The sequence below is a fragment of the Flavivirga sp. 57AJ16 genome (assembly GCF_028736925.1).
Taxonomy (GTDB): domain Bacteria; phylum Bacteroidota; class Bacteroidia; order Flavobacteriales; family Flavobacteriaceae; genus Flavivirga.
Window position 1 is genome coordinate 148,612 of record NZ_JAQZAT010000001.1, and the last position, 18,882, is coordinate 167,493.

Below are 18,882 nucleotides of genomic sequence, written 5' to 3' on the forward strand. Positions count from 1 at the left end.
CTCAAAATGAACAGAAGAAAATTTATGGCATCTTATATCAAAACAACTTTATTGTACTTTTTAGGATTTTTTCCTTGTTTTATTTTTTCACAGGAATTTGAAATCCAAGGAGTGGTTACCAATATCGAAAATCAAGCTTTACCTGGAGTAACTATTTCTATAAAAGGAACTAATCAAGGAACGCTTACCAATTTGGACGGTAGATATTCTATAAAAACCTTTACAGGAAATGTCTTGGTATTTTCCTATATGGGGATGACAACTGAAGAAAAAGAAGTAAAAGACCAAGCAAATTTAAATATAACATTAAAGGAAGACCCCCAATCATTGGATGAAGTAGTCGTTACCTTTAAAGAAGCCCTTGTCGAGATCGATAAAGGAAAACTAACCTTTAATCTTAAAAATTCAGTGTTAACAACAGGACAGACAGCACTCGATATGCTTAAAAAATTGCCTGGTGTAAGCGTAGGTCAAAACGATAATATCTTATTTAGAGGAGCGTCTGGCATCAATGTAATGATCGACGGGAAAATGACCTATCTATCCGGAAGTCAATTATCCAACTTGTTGAAAGGAATGAGTGCTGAGGATATCAACAAGATAGAGTTGATTACCTCACCTACGGCTGAATTTGATGCAGCTGGTAATTCGGGAATTATCAATATTATACCTATAAAAAATCTAAAAAAAGGCTATGCCGTAGATTTACGTAGCGCTGTTTCAAAAGGGAAATATTGGATGACCAATGAAAATATATCGGCAAGCCTTCGTACCAAAAAAATAAACCTATATGGTTCTTTTGATTACAATACACCGCACAGATTTACTCAAAATAACAGTGAAAATACCATAAATGAAGAAGGAAATACTTTTCGTCTCAACCGTGAAAATGAAAAAACTTATAAAATTAAATATTATACTTGGCGGCTTGGAACCGATTGGCAATTTTTGCCCAAACACAATATTGGAATAAGCTATCATGGCTATCTTGATAACTTTAAAAGCTTCAATTATTCCAAAGTAAACAAAATTGATAATTCGGGAGAGTTGCAGTCGTATATCCTTTCAGAAAATAATATTATCGAGCCTTATCACTACGATGCAATAAGCATGCGTTATACATTTGATATAGATTCACTGGGCAAAAAAATAACTGCCGATGCCAATTATACATCCTATCGGAATTATTCGGATGGGCTACTGACAACCGACAGTTATGATGCTAACCAAAACAAACAAAATACTCAGGTACTTAAGTCACACCAACCTGGCTCCGTGAAAATTTTTTCTGCACAAACCGATGCCGATTTGCCTTTTAAAAAGTACACCATTACAACAGGTATTAAATATGCCGAAGTAGAAAATGATAATCAATATCGTTTTGATTCATTACAGTTAGGGAATTATGTTGAAATTGAAGATTTAAGCAACCATTTTAAATATAAAGAACGTATTGCCGCAGCATATTTGTCGGGTTCAAAAAAAATCAACAAAACCACCATTGATGCTGGCTTACGTTTGGAATATACACGTGCTGAAGGTTACACCGTAAAAGAGGATCTTGCTAACGAATGGGAATATACTAAGCTATTCCCATCTCTTTCTGTAGGGCAAATCATCAATGAAGACAATAAAATCGATTTTTCGATCAGCAGACGTATAAACCGCCCGTCCTATAGCGATTTAAATCCTGTTCGGTGGTACAGTGACCAATATTTCTATTATTCTGGAAACCCTGATCTGATTCCTGAATTAGCTTGGATATATTCACTTACCTATAGTCTAAAAAACAAATACATTTTTTCTGCCATTTACAATCAAAGCCTCAATTTCATAAACCGAAGGCTTTCAATAGATGATAATGGCACATCCATTAAAAGCCAAAGCGATAATTTTGGCAACCGCCATCGTTTTGATTTTACAATATCAACACCTTTTAAGCTATATCCGTTTTGGAATATACTTTTCTTTTCAGACATCAGCTATACCACGTATCCCATATCAGAACTTTCAGGTGAAAAACAGCTTTCGAAATGGGCGACAACACTAATGTTACAGCAGGATATTTCCTTGCCTAATGACTATAAGATTAATCTTTCCGCCCATTGGTTTTCCTCCGAACTACTTGGCATCTATAGTTCACAACCTACAGGCTATGTAGATTTCGGTATTAAAAAATCATTTTTAAACAAGAATTTCGTCGCCCAGTTCACCATAAGCGATATCTTCAACACCAACCGTTATCAAGCACATTCACTAAGTGAGATTATCGACTATCGCTACAACGACAAACCTGATTCAAGAAGGTTTGGACTCACATTACTTTACCATTTAGGAGGTAATCTTGTAAAAGAGAAAAGTAGTAAAACAGATGAGCAAAAGCGTTTATGATTTTTTAAATGTTAAAACTGTATGTACATAATCTATAGTGAATGAATTTATTATAAATTCCTTTTTCAATGGGGATGGAGACTGTCTTGTTTATCAACAGGTTCAATAGATCGGTATCTTTGAGTCGCAGTTTGCGGAACTTGGTCAAGGAACTGAAATTGATAACAGCTTCTTCAGGCACCATTTCAAGGAAATACTTGAAGGACATGTCAAATCGGGAGCGTTCAACTACATCAACGTCCGAAATGCAATAGATCGTTTTCTGCATCAGGTATTTAAACATGCGGATGGGACTTTCTGCTTTTCGCCCGTTAGTTGAACAATACTTATCTACCTGTTCCTCATAGATAAAGGAAAAATCAATCAATTCATTGATTTTTCTTAGAAGGTTATCCTGGGGTACGATTAAATCATACAAATCCGAATACGCACTTAATTGAATCTTTTGTTGCTGTAATAACATGGTTTAGGCTATTGTTAAACAACTTTAAAGCACGAAAAAAGGAGTAAAAACTCTACTGTTTTTACTTCTTTTGATTCCTTTTTTTTAAAGGACTTTTTCAGTTCTCTCATTTCCCAGAGCTTTCTTTTTTGCAATTTTTGCAGTCTGGACGGGGACTCGAACCTTATACGCTTAAGCCTTATAAAATTGGTCCCTCACCATAGTTCACATATCTTATGTTGACAATTTGTGAACTTATATATCATTTAATTTATGTCAAAATAACTTCGAGCTGCAAATAATACAAATATGAATTATTTTGAAGTTTTTGGATTTATTTGTTTATTCCTTTATAATAGGGTTTGTGTTTCATTTACAAATCAGAATACACCACCTTTACACAGAATTAAATCATAAAAGGTAAGTTAAGAGAGAAGTAAAAAGCCCCAAGCCTTCAACTCCCCTAGGACTTTTAGCTAAGTGCTTTTAAAATTGTGACAAGATTTAATAACCTTTACTTTGCGCAGTGAAATGGCAGAAACAGCAGCTAAAGTATTACTAAGCAAACTTTATGAAAAAAGAAGCTGATGCAGCTCTGGATAAAGTTGTTGATTTTTAGTTTTTTTTATTCTTTTTCAGGAGTGAAAATCAAATTATATTGGGATTGAATATCTTCAATTTCTCTTTCAGTAAGCATTGAAAATTCTTTCCCTTTTGCCCGTTTGGAAAACTTGCCATTGTTTTGCTCCAAAAAGCGTACTAATAATGACACCATATCATCAGGCATTTCGTATGTGTTATCGATATAATATTTGAACTCTTCGTATTTGGTCAAATAATCAACTTCTTGAGGAATGATATTTTCAATGGTATCCTTGACACAACCATATAAAAATTCCGCATGTGCAGTTACATCAAAATAACGATAATAATCTATAGTTTCATTGATGACTTCAAGATTGTGATCGGCTGTCTCCTTCCATTCAATAAAATCCAATAAAGGGATGGAATAACTCTCCAGTACTTTTTGATAATCTCCGATATGGTTAAGGATAGAGGCAGAAACAGGAAAAATAATTCCTTGCTCCGAAAATTTTTTTTTAGCTAATATATGATGAACCAAATAGCGATGAATACGTCCATTTCCATCTACAAAAGGGTGAATGTTTACAAACCCAAATGCAATAATGGTTGCGGCAAGTACAGCATCTATCTCATCGTTCAATAGTTTACTATTGGTTTCCAACAATCCCGTCATCAGTATCGGAATATCTTCATGTTTTGCGGAAATGTGGTCTGGAATGGGAGAAAAAGTATCCTTATCCCGTTCCCCTATAAAACCTCCCTTTTTACGGTAGCCCATATTAATAAAACGGGAGTTTTCTATAACAAGTTGCTGTAGACGTTCAAATTCCTCATGGCTCAAGTCTTTCATGTCTGCTTGTCCTATGGCTTGTCCCCAACGTGCAGTACGTTTACTTTTGGGACTTTCCCCTTCGATGGTAAATGAAGCCTTGGAATCTTTCAATAATAAAAAGGAAGCAGCTCTTTGTAAAATACCTTTCCGTATACCTTTTAGATAGATTCTGTTTCTAGCTGATAAATTTTCCTGAATATGATGCTCCAATATAGTTGTTTTACGTACCAGTGGGCAGAAGTCAACGGTTCCGGGTAAATTGTTATTGATCATCTGACGGGGTGACCGTATTCCTTTTACACCATATTGTAATTGGGTGTCAATTACGTCAACATAGCTTTTTTTACTAAGGCTGGAAACACCTGTAAGTTCCGATCCGAGCAACCATTCTATTAAAAACCAAATTCTTCTTGAATATTGACCTGTAGGCTCGATACTGACCAATTGAATTAACTCATCTTCACTATAATGTTTTATCAAAGCACTAAATACTAAAAGATTCACCCCTTCATATTTTAAAGCAAACACCAAATGTTTATATAGAGCTTGTATTTCTGTATGTTCAAGTGAATCATACACTTCATAACTTTTTGGCAAGCAAGTGCAATTATTATTTTGGACACGTACTGTTTTTAAACTTACCGCTGTAAAAGGAATCGGCAAAGGAATTGGCAACTTTAAACCATGAATAATGGCTGCATAACCTGAAATAATTCCTTCATCTGGAAGAGAAACACCATTAAAAACAGGTGCGACAAATGAAAAATGAGCGCTATAAGACATACTGAGTAAAATATAAGCGCAATATAATTAATTTATAAGCGCAAAAAAATATAAATAGGCGTAAAGTACCTTAATGAATTAATAATAGGCGCATTCAATTCTTGATAGACTTAAAGAACTTATTGATGAACAAACCTTAATGGTAAGCGTAATGTTAGTCAATAATGAAACAGGAGTTATTCAACCAATAAAAGAAACATCCAAAATAGCAAAGAAATATGGTTCTTATAGCTAAATCAATATAAAATAACATGATCCTTCAGAGTAAAAAACCGATTTTCTTCGTTATAAATACTTGCCGTAACTAGGCTATGCCTACGCTTTTTGCCTTGAACTGCCCCGTCCTAAAATAACTATACATGTTAATATTTAATCCTAATATAATTATACACCTAATTTTTTACTTTACATCTAATTTTGTTAACCCTAAAATGCCTGTACAGGCATTTTAGGGTTGCAGTTATAATTTTTCCAAAACCTTTAAACGCTACATTGGCATTTCACCAAAAATGTCCCAAGAAAATCTTATCGAAATTTCGTAATTGCCAATATTTTATACAAGTGCCTCTTTTTGTTTACACGATTGTAATAAAAGAGCAATGCAAACTAAATAAGTTAAAGATCTTATATCTTTTTAGTTTTTATAATTTTGGTTTGAATCACTTCATCATTTAAAATAGTGCGCTCAAAAAAATTGAACACTTTATCCAAGTCATCAAATGGTATGGCAGAAACTTCATGTCTGCCTTCTTTTACAATACAGAAATAATAGGGCACTTCAAAGGCTTCTAGCTTTTCAGCAATGACCTCAGACCCATCTAACATTAAATATCCTGGTCTTTCAGGATCGCAATAATGATGTGGTGCCGTCCCAAAAGGAACTAACTGGTCTTTGGTTCCATGATACAGTACACTAGGCACGGCATTCGCTTCTGTAATGTAATCGGCACTTACAACCGCACCAGCAGCAGAAAAGACGCCCGCAAACTTAACATCGCTATATTTCTCCAGACCATCAGCAAAATGTTCGCGCATATAAACAGCATTTAAAGTACCCTCTGCACCAGCACTACTTCCTCCTGCAATAATATAATTGGTATCTATTTGTAACGCTTCGGCATTTTCAACTACAAATGCCGCAGCATCCAAATAATCGATTGTTGCTTGTTTAAAGGTTTCCTGTTTATCTTCTTTTGCGCAATCGCATCCAAATCCACTTTTGGTACCCTTTCTTAATAGCCTGTATGAAATCGAAATGCCGATATACCCATTTTTAGCGGCATACTGGCACAACTCGGCATCATCTTTATAGTCTCTCGAGCCACCGGAAAAACCACCACCATGCATCCAGAGTAAAACAGGAAGCTTTTTTGATTTCTTTATTCTTTTTGGTGAATAAACGTCTAATTTTAAAGTGTCCTCTCCCTTTATGGAATAGGTGTATGTTGTTTTGGTTTGAGCTGATAAGCCACAAACCATTAAAAACAAGAATGATGAAATTAAATACTTCATTTATTTTAGTTTTTCTATTAAGAGATGTCTTGTCCTGAAATATGGCTATAGGTTAAAATTGATTTTTACGCTATTTTTAAATATACCATATTAGGTGTTTTAAAGTCTAAAGATATGTGTAATCCTGCTTCGTTATATAATTTAATGGCATTTTTTGTTGTTCTTTTAACGTAAGCCAAGTCTGTAAAGGTCTGGTCAAGATAGAACTCATCTTTTAGGTTTGCGCGTACGCATTGCTACAATATTGTATGCCTCTGTCTGAATGATGGATAAGTTTCTTAATGTCTTTAGTTCGATAGATGGCCTTTTTCAAAGCTCTGGCACAACCTCTAAGCTCTAGGCTATCACTAAGGTCATATTTTTGAGAGTGCATATCCGTGATTAGCCAGATAGCAAAACCCTTTTATGCCTCTGATGTAAGTGATGTCGCTAACCCAAACTTGGTTTGGTCTTGTGGCTTCTACATTTTTAATGATGTTTTTGTACTTGAGCCTATGCAATGAATTAGTGGGTTCTGGCACTGTATTTCTTTCTAAGTGTTAACATTTGATGTTTTCTAAGGACATTAAACAAAATATACTGGATCAAATTTTAAAGGGAGCTAATTCCATGACTCTTTTTTTAATTAAGCTTACTAAATATCAATTTTAACCATTTTATCTATAGTTAAAATTTTTTAGCTCGTTTTTTATATGATTGTTTACTTAGAGTTTCCAATAAAATTAAAATAGCAGATAGCAGATTTTCCATCAACCATTTTTGAAAATAAAAATGTTAAAAATTATTTATATAATATTGGCAGTTATCTTATCTATATTGACTTAGCATAGCCTGTATTCGTTGCATCCAAGCTTGATCTACCGATTCATACCTACCATCACTTAAAGAGCCGTCCAAATTTGTAAAATGATAATAGCCATTATTTATAGTATTACGATTAAAATTATTCATAAAATCAATGTTATCCTGTGCGTAATCCAACCAAGCTGGGTTACCATCACCTTCATGTAATTTAATCATGGCCTGAGACCCCCAACCACACCAAGCAGGATTAACACGTGGATCGGTAGTATTGAATTTATACACACCCGCCGTTTGATCCCATAATAAAGTATTAAGGCTTATTCCAAGATTTTGAGCTTTATTTAAATAACTGTTATCACCAGTAACTTGGTAATAATTTAAATAAGCTTCAATCATTATAGCGTTGTCATAAGTAAACTTTTCGTATCTTTTTACTCCATTTGGTTCAATTTGCCAAATAAAAAGTCCATCACTTGTATCAAACATTTCTGTTTCCAACCAATTTTTAATTGAATCTGCCCATGAAAGATAATATGGCTGACCTGTTATTCCGTAAAGTCTTATAAATAATTGCATTGCTAATGCGTTTGTTTGAGTTGGCTTAACATTAGGTGCTACATTTTTTGCTCCATCATTCCACCAAAAACCGCCATTAAATGTATAGTCCCAAATTCCAGAAGTCATAAGAAAATTAGCTATTGCAGTAGCCGAATTTAAATACTGTTGTTGTTGAGTCCCTGTTGTTGTATTATAACAATCCAAATAGGTTACACCAGATATAGAGTTATCATCTACATATTTATCACCCCCAGCATTGGAACCATCCAAATTAGCAGCCGAAAAATACCCTCCTATATAGCTTGGTGAATAATCCCACATATTAGCCATCCAATTATAAGTATTATTCATATAGCTCTCATACCTATTATCTCCTTGTCTTACCATTTCAGCATCAGCATATATATGGCTCATATTGTACCACTCCCATGCATTATTAACGTTTGTCGTTAAATTGGCACGATAGCTGTTGTAACTTGTTAAGGTATTACCAAAAATAAAATCATGTGTTTGCTGAGCTTTATCCCAATAAACACTTGTTGATAATGCTTGGTTAAGTTTACCAGATTTTTTTTTGTTAAACTCTAAATTACTTTTAGTTTCAAGATTATTGATGAATTCCTCCTGTTCACAAGAATTTGTTAAAACAACAACAAATAAGCATAATACAGATTTAAGTAGTTTCATAATTTAAAGTTTAATTAGCTGGTTTACATATAAATAAAAGCGATGTTAAATTTTATCTCATATAATACCAATTATGAAGTAAAATAAACCTAATAATTCGCTTCTATTACACTTATATTTCAAGATAAAATAAAACCATAAACTAAGGCTATGCTTTAATTTTCTATTTCATCTAAGTGCACTATAATTCAAATTATTTAAGGCTCATTTTACTTCATAATTGGTATAATTCTATTTTATAAAGGCTTTCACAAACATTATGGGCTTTTGGCTTAAATTTTTAACGGTATATTCTTGAACTGAGGCGGGAATTAATATCGATTCGGCATAATTATATAGAGTCGATTTTCCATTAGCTATAATTTCAATTTTATCTCCTTGAACCAAACTTAAAACATGTGCTTTACCGTGCATTTCAATATTTGTTGAATTTTTCAAAATATATCTATGAACATCATAAAGGTGTTTTTTGTGAGTTGGCAAGTGGTATAAATCAAAATCAGAACTCCTTTCTTTTAATCTAGGTTTAGAAATCAACTCATCATTAACGCGTTGTCCTGAATATTCAAAAACAACATTATCCAACCCTCGTTTCAAATTTAAGGGCCTTGGCTTTCCATCTAAACCTGGACGTAACCAATCATACATTTTAAAGGTAAAAATATATGGTGTTGAGCTTATTTCCAATACAAGGTTACCTTCACCCGCACTATGGATTGTACCTGGAGGAATAAGATATAATTCGTGCTTAATTGATTTAAAACGCTGAACAAAATCGGTTATTTCAACTTCCTTCTCTTCTTTAATACTGTTACTTAATTCAGTCTCAAATTTTTTAGGGTCTATACCATCTTGAAAACCAAGATACACATGGGCATCATCAGAACAATCCAAAATATAATAAGTTTCTTCTTGTGTAATATTTTCACCGAAATGTTCTTTAATGTATGACAACTGTGGATGACATTGAACAGAAAGATTACCACCTTTGTAAGTATCTAAAAAATCAAACCGTATAGGGAATTCGTAACCGTAAATATCATAATCCTTCCCTAAAACACTTTCTCCAGAAAAAAACATTAAAAAGTCGAATGAAAATTCTAGCATAACCTTAGAGCTTTCAATAATAACACCATTTTCTGGTAGTATCAATTCGAAAGACCAGGCATAATTTACGACATCTTCTTGTAAGCCTTTTATTTTATCCTTTATCCATTGACCTCCCCAAACACCAGGTTCAAACCATGGTCTTACCCGTATTGGAGACTTTAATAAGCTCTTAATGCTTGAACGCCAATGGCTTCCTTCAATCCATGAGATATTTTCGGTTCTTTGTCCGTCAATGAAGTAGTCAATATTATCTTTAATTTCATTTTTATGCCTATTAAGAACAATCCAATCAACGAAGTAGAAGCGTTTGTACATCATTCCTGGATTGTCTGCATGTGTTGCTCCTAGGTTATTAATACTACCGGCCCTAGATCTAAATTGAATTTCATTCTTGCTAATTTCAAAATAAACCAATTTCGAAGATTCTACCGGAACTAGTGAAGCTCCTTTACCATAATAAATTATTAATGAATCGCATGCCTGCTCTACTAAACCATCTAGTTGTTTTTCATCAAAAAAATCAATTAAATTTAAACTTGTAACTTTTCCAAAAACAGGGTCGTCTCCTCCTAAAAAAGGAGAAACCAAATCATCTATGGTCTCCTCGTCCTTATATGTTTTTTCAACGTTTATCCATTGAGGTTCAATATTAATTTTTTTGAAAGATTCTGACAGTTTCCCTTTTACTTCTTCAAAATTGATACCCACATAACCATCTATTTTAATCTGCTTAAATGTGGCCAATTCTTTGGCTAATGAATCATATCCTATGTTAATTAGATTATCCGAAATTTTATGTGTAGGATATATATCATATCCAACGTCTAAATTCGATTTTAATAAGGGCAGCTCATACTGCGTAGTTTCTCTTATATTAACATTACCAACCTCAATCATACTTTTTAACTTTTTTATTTTTTTAATAAAAAAAGCTTAAGTTCATAAGTACATCATTTAATTAACCTATGAACTTAAAAGCTTCTAACGACTAACTATTAACTAACTTTTTTGTTATGTTATTTTATACTTTTTTTAATTTACTATCATCTTTTTAACAAAATGCTTTCCTTCTAAAGTTCCTTTTAATATATATAAACCATTAGATTTATCAGACAAATCAATTGAATCAACGATTTTAGATAATGAACCTGTTTTAACCAATTGTCCTGTAATGGTATATATATCATATGAAACCATTTCATTTATGGATGATTCTACTTTAAACACACCGTTTGATGGATTTGGATAGATACTGAATGACTTTTGAAGTAATTCATCATGGATGCTTAAACTTGTATTTAACTGCCAAGTTGTACCGGCCCCTAATGTGGCACTGGTAAGGTTTACTTGTTCCTCGGCGGTAGTCCCCGATCCTTCGTCTAGTTTCCAATTTGCTACCAAACCTGTTTCTGATCCAGTTAAAAAAGAAGCCATTGAGGCTTGAATTTCTCCTGCAGTACGGGCCACATTCCAAATACGCACATCACTTAACTGTCCTGATAAGCGTCTATCTGACCAAGTAGGGTGTTCTCCTAAATAAAAATTCAGTTGGGAGACCAATATAGGATTATTTCCCATTTGAGAACCTTCTGATACGCCATTATAAAACACCTCTGCCTTGCTACCATCATACACTACGGCCACATGGGTCCATGTGTTTAGAGGCAAATCGTTGTTGGCAGTGGTTGTAAACCAATTTCCGTTAGCTACACCTACGCCCATATTAAATTCTGCCTTTTGGCCATTTAATCGAATTGTAAAGCCTCTGGAGCCGTCGCCTCCATCAATATATTGCACATTAGACATGATAGTACCCCCACCACCAGCGTAAATATTTACCCAGGCTTCTGCGGTAAAAACTGCAGGTGAATAACTTGCTGAAGTACCACAATCTACAAGGCTGGCAGCATCAGTTGCATCAAATTCAAGTGTATTTCTTGTTTGTGCTTCTATAGTTGTGAATCCAACACTTAATAGGATACACAAATATAGGTTAGTAATTTTTTTCATAATACCTTTAATTTAAATAGTTAATAATATTTATAACTTAAGTAGGTTATTATACTTATTTGTGGTTTATTTTTTGTTTTCATTCTTTAAATTTTGCAGCTCTTCCATAAGCTTCAATCAAAGCTGCTTGCTGTAATAACCATTTGGAGCGTCCTTCATTTTGCCCAGACCAATCTTCATAGAAGCGGCCATCTGAAGTTCGAGCATTTTCCCATGCATAATCAATGTTATCAATAAATGTTTCTACATAATCTTTTGATTTTTGGTCATGCTCGGAGAGTTCGATAAATGAGGTCATTAATTCAACATTAAACCATGAGTCATTAGCCGGGTAAAATATTTTGTCATTAACGACCCTAGTAAATTTAGAATAGGCAGAACGTGCGGTTGCTATAGCCTGATCTAGGTAAGAAGAGTCATTTGTGATTTCATATAAGTTGACTCCAGACATTATCATCATTGCCGCATTATAAGTCCATTTTACGGGATTTACCTGGCCAGTTGCAATGCTCTTGTCATTCCAGTATAGATTATCGGTATCACGAAGATTATTATAATTCCATTGATAAGTACGCTTTGCAAAATCAAGGTAACCAATCATATTAGTCTCCTTATACAGTTCGGATGCTACAAAAGAAGCATATGCGGTTGTATTAGCAGCCTTAATGCAATTGGCTTCGTTTGTACAATCTTTTGAAACAGCTTCTAACCAATATAATCCACCACCAAGGCGGTTATCTTCACCAGACATTATAAAATCCACCAATTTAATTGCTCTGTCTAAGTAAGCTTGTTCATTTGTTAATCGATAGGCATCAATGAACTCCATGGCAACTATTGCGGCATCATCATAATAATGGTCTGATGCCGTTTCGGCAATTGGATACGCCTGATAAGATGGCAATACAGGCCTATTATCGTAAAAAGCCTCAACACCTCCAAACTCTTTAGTTAGAATACTTTTGTCGTATCCTAAATCGTAAAGTACATTCGCTGCTGTCAGCATTCCCACGTAAGGCCATAAATAACAATACTTATTATCTCCTGCACCACTCGGTGAGTTTTCTCTATATAAATCACCTGCTTTATATTGTTGTTGAATTAAGTCATAGACAGCCTTAGCTTTTTCCTTGTAACTTAAATTATTTGGATCATCTGGTACAACAACGCCATCGTCTGTAGGTAATATTATTTCATTATCTTTTGCTTCACTACACTTCAAAAGAGTAGAGCAAAAAAAGATCAACATACATTTAGCAATCATTTTTTTCATATTTACTTTAATTAATTAAGAGAAAATTCGTGATAATATTCATCTGCTTTTGGATCGAAAATCATTCTACATGTAAATGCCTTACCATTGTAAGCGTCAGAAAATTTATATGCACCTTGCCAATATCCTGCATCAGGGCCCAAGAAAAACACACTAAAATAACCTTCTGGTTCACCTCCATTCGGTCTACCACCATATCCATCAAATCCAGGTACTAAAGAGGCATTTAAAGCATCATTGTGATAACTTCCTATATATGAAACCGTACCATCCAATAAATATTTAAACTTATATCTTTCTTCTTCCCAACCCAACCAGGATGGAGCTTCGGGAGCCCCTGGGGTTAAAAAGTCAAAATATCCATCAGTAGCTTCAAAAGTGTGGTTTCCTATATATTGAAAATTTGCCTTAGTGATTTGATTGGCAAGAATATATAGCTCTAGATCTTCCATTAATTCGTAAGATATTGTTGACTTGGCAAGATTCATTCGAATTCTATAAACCCCCTCCTCAATTGAAATAGAGGTAGGCGTGTCACTTTGCCTAATTTTACCTTCACTGTTTACATAAAAAGTAGTTAGATCGGGAGCATTAGGATCGTTTGTATTTACGATAAAGAATTCACCTGTTTTTAATTTCGTGATAGATTCAAACACACCAGGCTCGATGTTATCATAAGGAAGCCTACTTGATATTTGTTTAAATGCGACCCCATTGGCTGTATCGGCACCTTCGGTAGCAGAACCATAGATGTACATATAGTCTGGGAATACAGCTAATCCCTCAGGCCTTGTAATATTTATGGTACCTACATCGTCGTATAATGTCTGATTGAAAGAACTTGTAGCTCTAACAGTCCAAATAATATTGCCGGATTCTAGTTGTTGAATACCTCCTTTGGAGGCTGCAATATTCAAATAAACTTGTTGCAGATCTAAATTAGTTCCACCACCATTACCCTTTGACAAAAAGGAACTTATAGGCTCTGAGAAGTCCCCGCCCTCTTCATCAAATAAAACTTCATAAATCACCAGACCTCCATCTACAGAAGTTGATTGAGACCATGTAAATTCTACATTTGAACCGTTTTCAATATCTAGAACCAATTGTTCTCCAGAACTTGGAGATAAAAGCTCTCCTAATTGAGAGAACTCAGTTTCTAATTTGTAATTATCTTCATTACATGACACGAATGTAAAAAGACTAAGAACAAAAATAATTGCGGATTTTAATATCTTTTTCATTACCAATTTGGATTTTGTGTTAAATTTTTATTTAAGTCTCTTTCACTTTGTGGTATTGGCCACAAATAATCTTTAGCTGGATCGAAAGTTCTAAAGTCAACTCTTATATAGCCATCATCTTCTAGGGATTCATCGGTTTTAAAACCATGTAGCCAGCCACTATTTACTGTTTCAGATAGTCTCCATCTTCTAATATCAAAGAAACGATGACCAGCTTCAAAAGCCAATTCAACCCTTCTTTCATTTCTTATAATTGTGCGCAAGCTTGCTTGTCCGCCTCCAGGAAAATCAAGAGCTGAACCAATTAGACCTGCCCTTTCCCGTATTAGTTTGATAGTCATATCCCAATCTTGTTCAGTAAAGGAACCCAGCTCATTTTTTGCTTCAGCATAATTCAACAATACTTCAGCATAGCGAATTAAAATGAGGTCCAGTCCAGAATTTGTTTGATTTCTAGCATTTATATCAAAATATTTAGCAACATAGTATCCTGTTTGCGTAGTATTTGAAGAATAATTATACCCATTTGGTTCGGCTCCAGGGGACGTATCAATGGTTATCTGACTACCATCAAAATCTGTCCAAGAATGACCATTATAAAGTATGGTCGCTTCTAGTCTTGGGTCTCTGTTTACGTAAGGATTGTTCTCGTCATAACCTGATGATGCATCCGTAATTTCTTTGCCGTCTATTGTTAAATAACTATCTACCAACTCTTGAAGTGGAGAAAAATTAGCATAACCACTTTGGCTTGGTGGTATTAGTGAGTATTGATTGTTATGCTCCCTATCTATCGGAATATATTGTAGACTAAGAATGATCTCATCATTATTTTCATTTTGTGGTTGAAAAAGTCCTTCATAATCAGGAAACAGACTGTACTCACCAATTAATTCACCAGCCAAATTTACTGTCGATTGATAATCTTCATTATATAAATGCACTTTAGATTTAAATGCTATTCCAGCATCCTTGGTTATTCTGCCAGGTTCATCAGTCTCAGGTAAGTTGTTTATTGCCGTAGCCAATTCAGTATAAATAAAGTCAGTGACAATACTTTTATCTGTCCTAACTAACTGCAAGGATTCATCTATACTTATCTCATCTATAACAAGCGGTACATCACCATATAATTCAACTAAATAGAAATAATGTAACGCTCTTATAAATCTGGCTTGCGCCTTATATGATTCTCTGTTTGATTCAGAAATATCTTCAACATTATCAATATTGTTCATAAAGATATTAGCACGTCGTATACCTTCGTATCTGCTGGACCAAGCACCTGTTACTACTCCATTAGAGGCATCATAGTTCCCATTTCCAATATTTCTATAATCTTCTCTTCTTGTATAAGCATCATCAGATAAAGCATTAAAATACAAATAGGCATCCGCATTCCATATATCTGCATACATTGAATTAAGAAATATATTCGCGTCTTCATCTGTTTTCCAAAATGTTAATTCACTCCTAGCATCCAATGGCGCAAGATCCAAATTAGAACATCCAAAACCTGTTGTTATAAGCAATATTGCTATTATTATTTTTTTCATCGTTTAAATTTTTATAAGTTAATGTCTAAGCCTACTGATAAAACCTTAGAAACTGGGTAAACACGTCCACTCGCTGCTGCACCACCTCCAAAAACTTCAGGGTCTAGTCCGTTATTCATTGGGCTTAATGTAATTAAATTGAGACCTGACAAATAAATTCTTGCATTATCAAAACCTACTTTAGAAGCTATAGAAGTTGGAAACGTGTATCCTACTTGTATATTTTTAAGTCTAACATATTTAGCATCTTGTATATAAAAATCTGACCTTGCTGCATTATTAACCGATTCGGCCCCTACGGTTAACCTTGGATAGGTAGCATCTGTATTAACTGGTGTCCAACGATCTATATGTCGGGGAAACACTGGGCCTTCATTACTGTTATGAAATGCCTCTGTTATTTCTCCTCTAACCCATTGAGATCTTTTACCAACGCCTTGAATAAGCATTGAAAAATCAAAACCTTTCCAATCTAATCTATAGGTAAAACCAAACGTGTATCTTGGAAAAGGATTACCAACAATAAACCTGTCACCTTCATAATCGATGTCACCATCCCCATTTTTATCTACATATTTTATATCACCTGGCTTAACACTTGTTGCAAAAATGGGCGTTGCACTGTTTGCTATTTCTTCTTCCGATTGAAAAAAACCATCAGAACGCAGTGCATAATAAGAATTAATAGGGAAGCCCTCTCTAAGTATGGTTTGAACATCGCCTCCGTTTATAAATTCTTTGTCTTTTAAATCAACTATTTCATTAACATTATCTGAAGCATTTAGGCTAAACGAATGATTTACTTTACCAGTTGACATTTTATAATCCACGCTTAATTCCCATCCTCTATTTCTTACTGATCCCGCATTTTGAAAGGGTTGCCCTAAACCGTAAGTAGCAGGTACCGGAAGCTGTAGTAGTATGTCTTCTGTAAGATTATCAAATACCTCCGCTGTTATATTTAATTTATTTTTAAAAAACGCTAGGTCAATGCCAAGGTTTTTCATCGTGGAAGTTTCCCATGTTCTTGATTGATTAGAAACAGAATAATAGGCTCCAGACACGCCTACTCCCCCAAAACTATAAACACTACTACTTGTATTCACCAAACTCTGATATCCATATAAATCATTAATATCTTGATTACCAAGTTGACCCCATGAGGCTCTTATCTTAGCAAATGACACAACTTCACTTATAGTTTCAAAGAATTTTTCCTTACTTAAAACCCAACCTAGTGAAATGGAGGGGAAAGTTCCCCATCTATAATCCGAACCAAAACGAGATGAACCATCATATCTTACATTCCCTTCAAGCAAATATTTATCTGCATATGTATAACCTATTCTATAAAACACAGATTTAATTGCCCATTCATTGCCAGAGCCATAAGTACCACTCTGTAAAATTTCTGAAGTATTGTCTATAACGCCAAAATCATTACCAGCTACATCTAGTCCTGTTACACCAAAAAAATCAGTTCTGAAACTTTCAGATGAACCACCAATCATGAAACTTAAATTGTGATTTTCCAAAGGCTCTATGTTATAATTAGCTGTTAAGTATGGATTTAAATATAATGACCTTCCATACTGATCTGCTACCTGATTCTGATTATCTCCTCCACCTGGATATGCATACTCTATGGCTTTTCTAAATTCATGAGTTTTATTGCTAACAATATTACCTCCAAACACACCCTTAATAAATAAATTATTTAAAGGTTCATACTCTAGACTAACATTCCATAAAAATTCATCATTTTGGCTATTCCGTTCACCTCCTTTTTCTAATCTGGCCAAACTATTACCATTACTACCACTTACCAACGTATAGTCCCCGTTTTCATCCACATCATCATAAATGGTTGGTATTCTCATAGTTGGCTCAATTAACCATTCTGTAAACCAAGCATGATTCTTTATATCATTCCTAACAAAAGACATACGTCCTCCAGCTTTTAACTTATCATTGATTTTTTTGTCTAAATTGATGCGCATGTTGTAACGCTTATAGCCATAATCTGGCCCTTTAAACAAACTTTCCTGATTTAAATATCCTAATGACAAAAAATAGTTTAACCCATTATCAGCTCCACTCATAGAAAGATTATGACTGCTTTGTTTTCCATAATCCTTAAAAAGGCCTTCATAGAAATTCCCATGATATCCTTGCTCTTTATATGCCAATATATCTTCTGGAGAGAAAGCAGGCGCAAGACCAGAATTAACCAAAGCTTCATTTCTTAAAGTAGCATAGACCCATGGCTCTACAAACTTTGGAAAGTTGGTCGGTTCTTGTATACCAAAAGATCCATTATATACAAATTTAGGTTTTCCCTCTACACCATTTTTAGTTGTTACTAATACAACACCGTTTGCCGCTCTAGAACCATAAATGGATGCTGAAGCCGCATCTTTTAAAACACTAATACTTTTAATGTTATTAGGGTTTACATTATTGAGCGAACTAACAATGCCATCTACAACAATAAGTGGCGTGTTTCCATTAATGGTACTAATACCTCTAATATTGATTTGTGGAAGCGTTCCCGGTTCAGATGTGCCCTGTTGAATTTGCAACCCTGGAGACTCTCCCTGTAATGCTTGATAAGCATTTGTTACTGGTTTGCCTTTAACACTTTTCTCATTTATAACACTAACCGCCCCAATAAGGTTTACTTTTTTCTTGGTTCCATACCCCACAACAATAACCTCATCCAATTTGCTTAAGTCTTCTTCCAATACAATTTCAAATGCATCGACATTTCCTAAAAGACTGACTTCTTTTTGAATATATCCCAAATAGGATGCTATAATGCTTTTTGAAGATGAACTTACAAGTCTTAATTGAAATTTCCCATCAAAATCGGTCACTGTTCCATTAGATGTATCACTCTCTAAAATGGATGCTCCAGGTAAGGGTTGATTATTGCTCATAACCGTTCCCGTTATCACTCGGTCTTGAGAAAATGAGTTTAAAGAAAACCCTAAGAGCAAGAATAGTATAATTAATTTTAGCTTAATCATAGTTTAATTAGTTTTAGTTTCAGTTTTAGTTTAGTTTTAATTTCAATAATTTAATGTCCATATGTT

11 protein-coding genes and 1 pseudogene are annotated in these 18,882 nt (G+C 34.3%); 2 read left to right on the forward strand and 10 right to left on the reverse strand.

Annotated features, from left to right (window positions below; translation table 11 throughout):
• The first annotated feature begins 6 nt into the window (after positions 1–6).
• The gene (locus tag PQO00_RS00610) at positions 7–2,391 is read left to right on the forward strand and encodes an outer membrane beta-barrel protein (RefSeq protein ID WP_274182880.1); all 2,385 of its coding nucleotides are present in this window, start codon (positions 7–9) and stop codon (positions 2,389–2,391) included.
• A 55-nt stretch (positions 2,392–2,446) separates the two neighbouring features.
• Here the strand turns inward: PQO00_RS00610 and PQO00_RS00615 are convergent.
• Together PQO00_RS00615 and PQO00_RS00620 are read right to left on the reverse strand one after the other, a co-directional pair.
• A pseudogene (locus PQO00_RS00615) lies at positions 2,447–2,854 on the reverse strand (transposase); the annotation flags it as partial.
• 604 nt (positions 2,855–3,458) lie between these two features.
• Positions 3,459–5,033, reverse strand: coding sequence for a Fic family protein (locus PQO00_RS00620; protein WP_274182881.1), 1,575 nt, complete (start codon positions 5,031–5,033; stop codon positions 3,459–3,461).
• 97 nt (positions 5,034–5,130) lie between these two features.
• Between PQO00_RS00620 and PQO00_RS00625 the strand changes: the two genes are divergently transcribed.
• Positions 5,131–5,268, forward strand: a complete 138-nt coding sequence (locus PQO00_RS00625; RefSeq protein ID WP_274183202.1) for an aminotransferase class V-fold PLP-dependent enzyme — start codon at positions 5,131–5,133, stop codon at positions 5,266–5,268.
• Between the two features lie 389 nt (positions 5,269–5,657).
• Here PQO00_RS00625 and PQO00_RS00630 read toward each other — a convergent pair whose 3' ends face one another.
• From PQO00_RS00630 to PQO00_RS00665, 8 genes are all read right to left on the reverse strand, one after another.
• Positions 5,658–6,545: an alpha/beta hydrolase gene (locus PQO00_RS00630; protein ID WP_274182882.1), complete on the reverse strand. Its 888-nt coding sequence runs from the start codon at positions 6,543–6,545 to the stop codon at positions 5,658–5,660.
• A gap of 807 nt (positions 6,546–7,352) precedes the next feature.
• Positions 7,353–8,594, reverse strand: a complete 1,242-nt coding sequence (locus PQO00_RS00635) for a glycoside hydrolase family 76 protein (RefSeq protein WP_274182883.1) — start codon at positions 8,592–8,594, stop codon at positions 7,353–7,355.
• Between the two features lie 231 nt (positions 8,595–8,825).
• Entirely contained in the window at positions 8,826–10,601 is a 1,776-nt protein-coding gene (locus tag PQO00_RS00640; protein WP_274182884.1) for a class I mannose-6-phosphate isomerase, read from the reverse strand.
• A 135-nt stretch (positions 10,602–10,736) separates the two neighbouring features.
• A complete protein-coding gene (locus PQO00_RS00645) occupies positions 10,737–11,714 on the reverse strand; it encodes a LamG-like jellyroll fold domain-containing protein (RefSeq protein ID WP_274182885.1) in 978 nt (325 codons plus the stop codon).
• A 79-nt stretch (positions 11,715–11,793) separates the two neighbouring features.
• Positions 11,794–12,963, reverse strand: coding sequence for a glycoside hydrolase family 76 protein (locus tag PQO00_RS00650; protein ID WP_274182886.1), 1,170 nt, complete (start codon positions 12,961–12,963; stop codon positions 11,794–11,796).
• Between the two features lie 35 nt (positions 12,964–12,998).
• The gene (locus tag PQO00_RS00655; protein WP_274182887.1) at positions 12,999–14,231 is read right to left on the reverse strand and encodes a SusE domain-containing protein; all 1,233 of its coding nucleotides are present in this window, start codon (positions 14,229–14,231) and stop codon (positions 12,999–13,001) included.
• Positions 14,231–15,787 carry a RagB/SusD family nutrient uptake outer membrane protein gene (locus tag PQO00_RS00660; RefSeq protein WP_274182888.1) on the reverse strand — a complete coding sequence of 519 codons (1,557 nt, stop codon included), beginning with the start codon at positions 15,785–15,787 and terminating at the stop codon, positions 14,231–14,233. The genes PQO00_RS00655 and PQO00_RS00660 overlap by 1 nt, the downstream gene beginning before the upstream one ends.
• A gap of 11 nt (positions 15,788–15,798) precedes the next feature.
• Positions 15,799–18,816, reverse strand: a complete 3,018-nt coding sequence (locus PQO00_RS00665; protein ID WP_274182889.1) for a TonB-dependent receptor — start codon at positions 18,814–18,816, stop codon at positions 15,799–15,801.
• Positions 18,817–18,882: the final 66 nt, after the last annotated feature.

Coding starts and splice junctions, on each gene's coding strand:
- PQO00_RS00640 (WP_274182884.1), bottom strand. CDS start 10,601: ATGATTGAGGTTGGTAATGTTAATATAAGAGAAACTACGCAGTATGAG.
- PQO00_RS00610 (WP_274182880.1), top strand. CDS start 7: ATGAACAGAAGAAAATTTATGGCATCTTATATCAAAACAACTTTATTG.
- PQO00_RS00650 (WP_274182886.1), bottom strand. CDS start 12,963: ATGTTGATCTTTTTTTGCTCTACTCTTTTGAAGTGTAGTGAAGCAAAA.
- PQO00_RS00660 (WP_274182888.1), bottom strand. CDS start 15,787: ATGAAAAAAATAATAATAGCAATATTGCTTATAACAACAGGTTTTGGA.
- PQO00_RS00655 (WP_274182887.1), bottom strand. CDS start 14,231: ATGAAAAAGATATTAAAATCCGCAATTATTTTTGTTCTTAGTCTTTTT.
- PQO00_RS00630 (WP_274182882.1), bottom strand. CDS start 6,545: ATGAAGTATTTAATTTCATCATTCTTGTTTTTAATGGTTTGTGGCTTA.
- PQO00_RS00645 (WP_274182885.1), bottom strand. CDS start 11,714: ATGAAAAAAATTACTAACCTATATTTGTGTATCCTATTAAGTGTTGGA.
- PQO00_RS00620 (WP_274182881.1), bottom strand. CDS start 5,033: ATGTCTTATAGCGCTCATTTTTCATTTGTCGCACCTGTTTTTAATGGT.
- PQO00_RS00635 (WP_274182883.1), bottom strand. CDS start 8,594: ATGAAACTACTTAAATCTGTATTATGCTTATTTGTTGTTGTTTTAACA.
- PQO00_RS00665 (WP_274182889.1), bottom strand. CDS start 18,816: ATGATTAAGCTAAAATTAATTATACTATTCTTGCTCTTAGGGTTTTCT.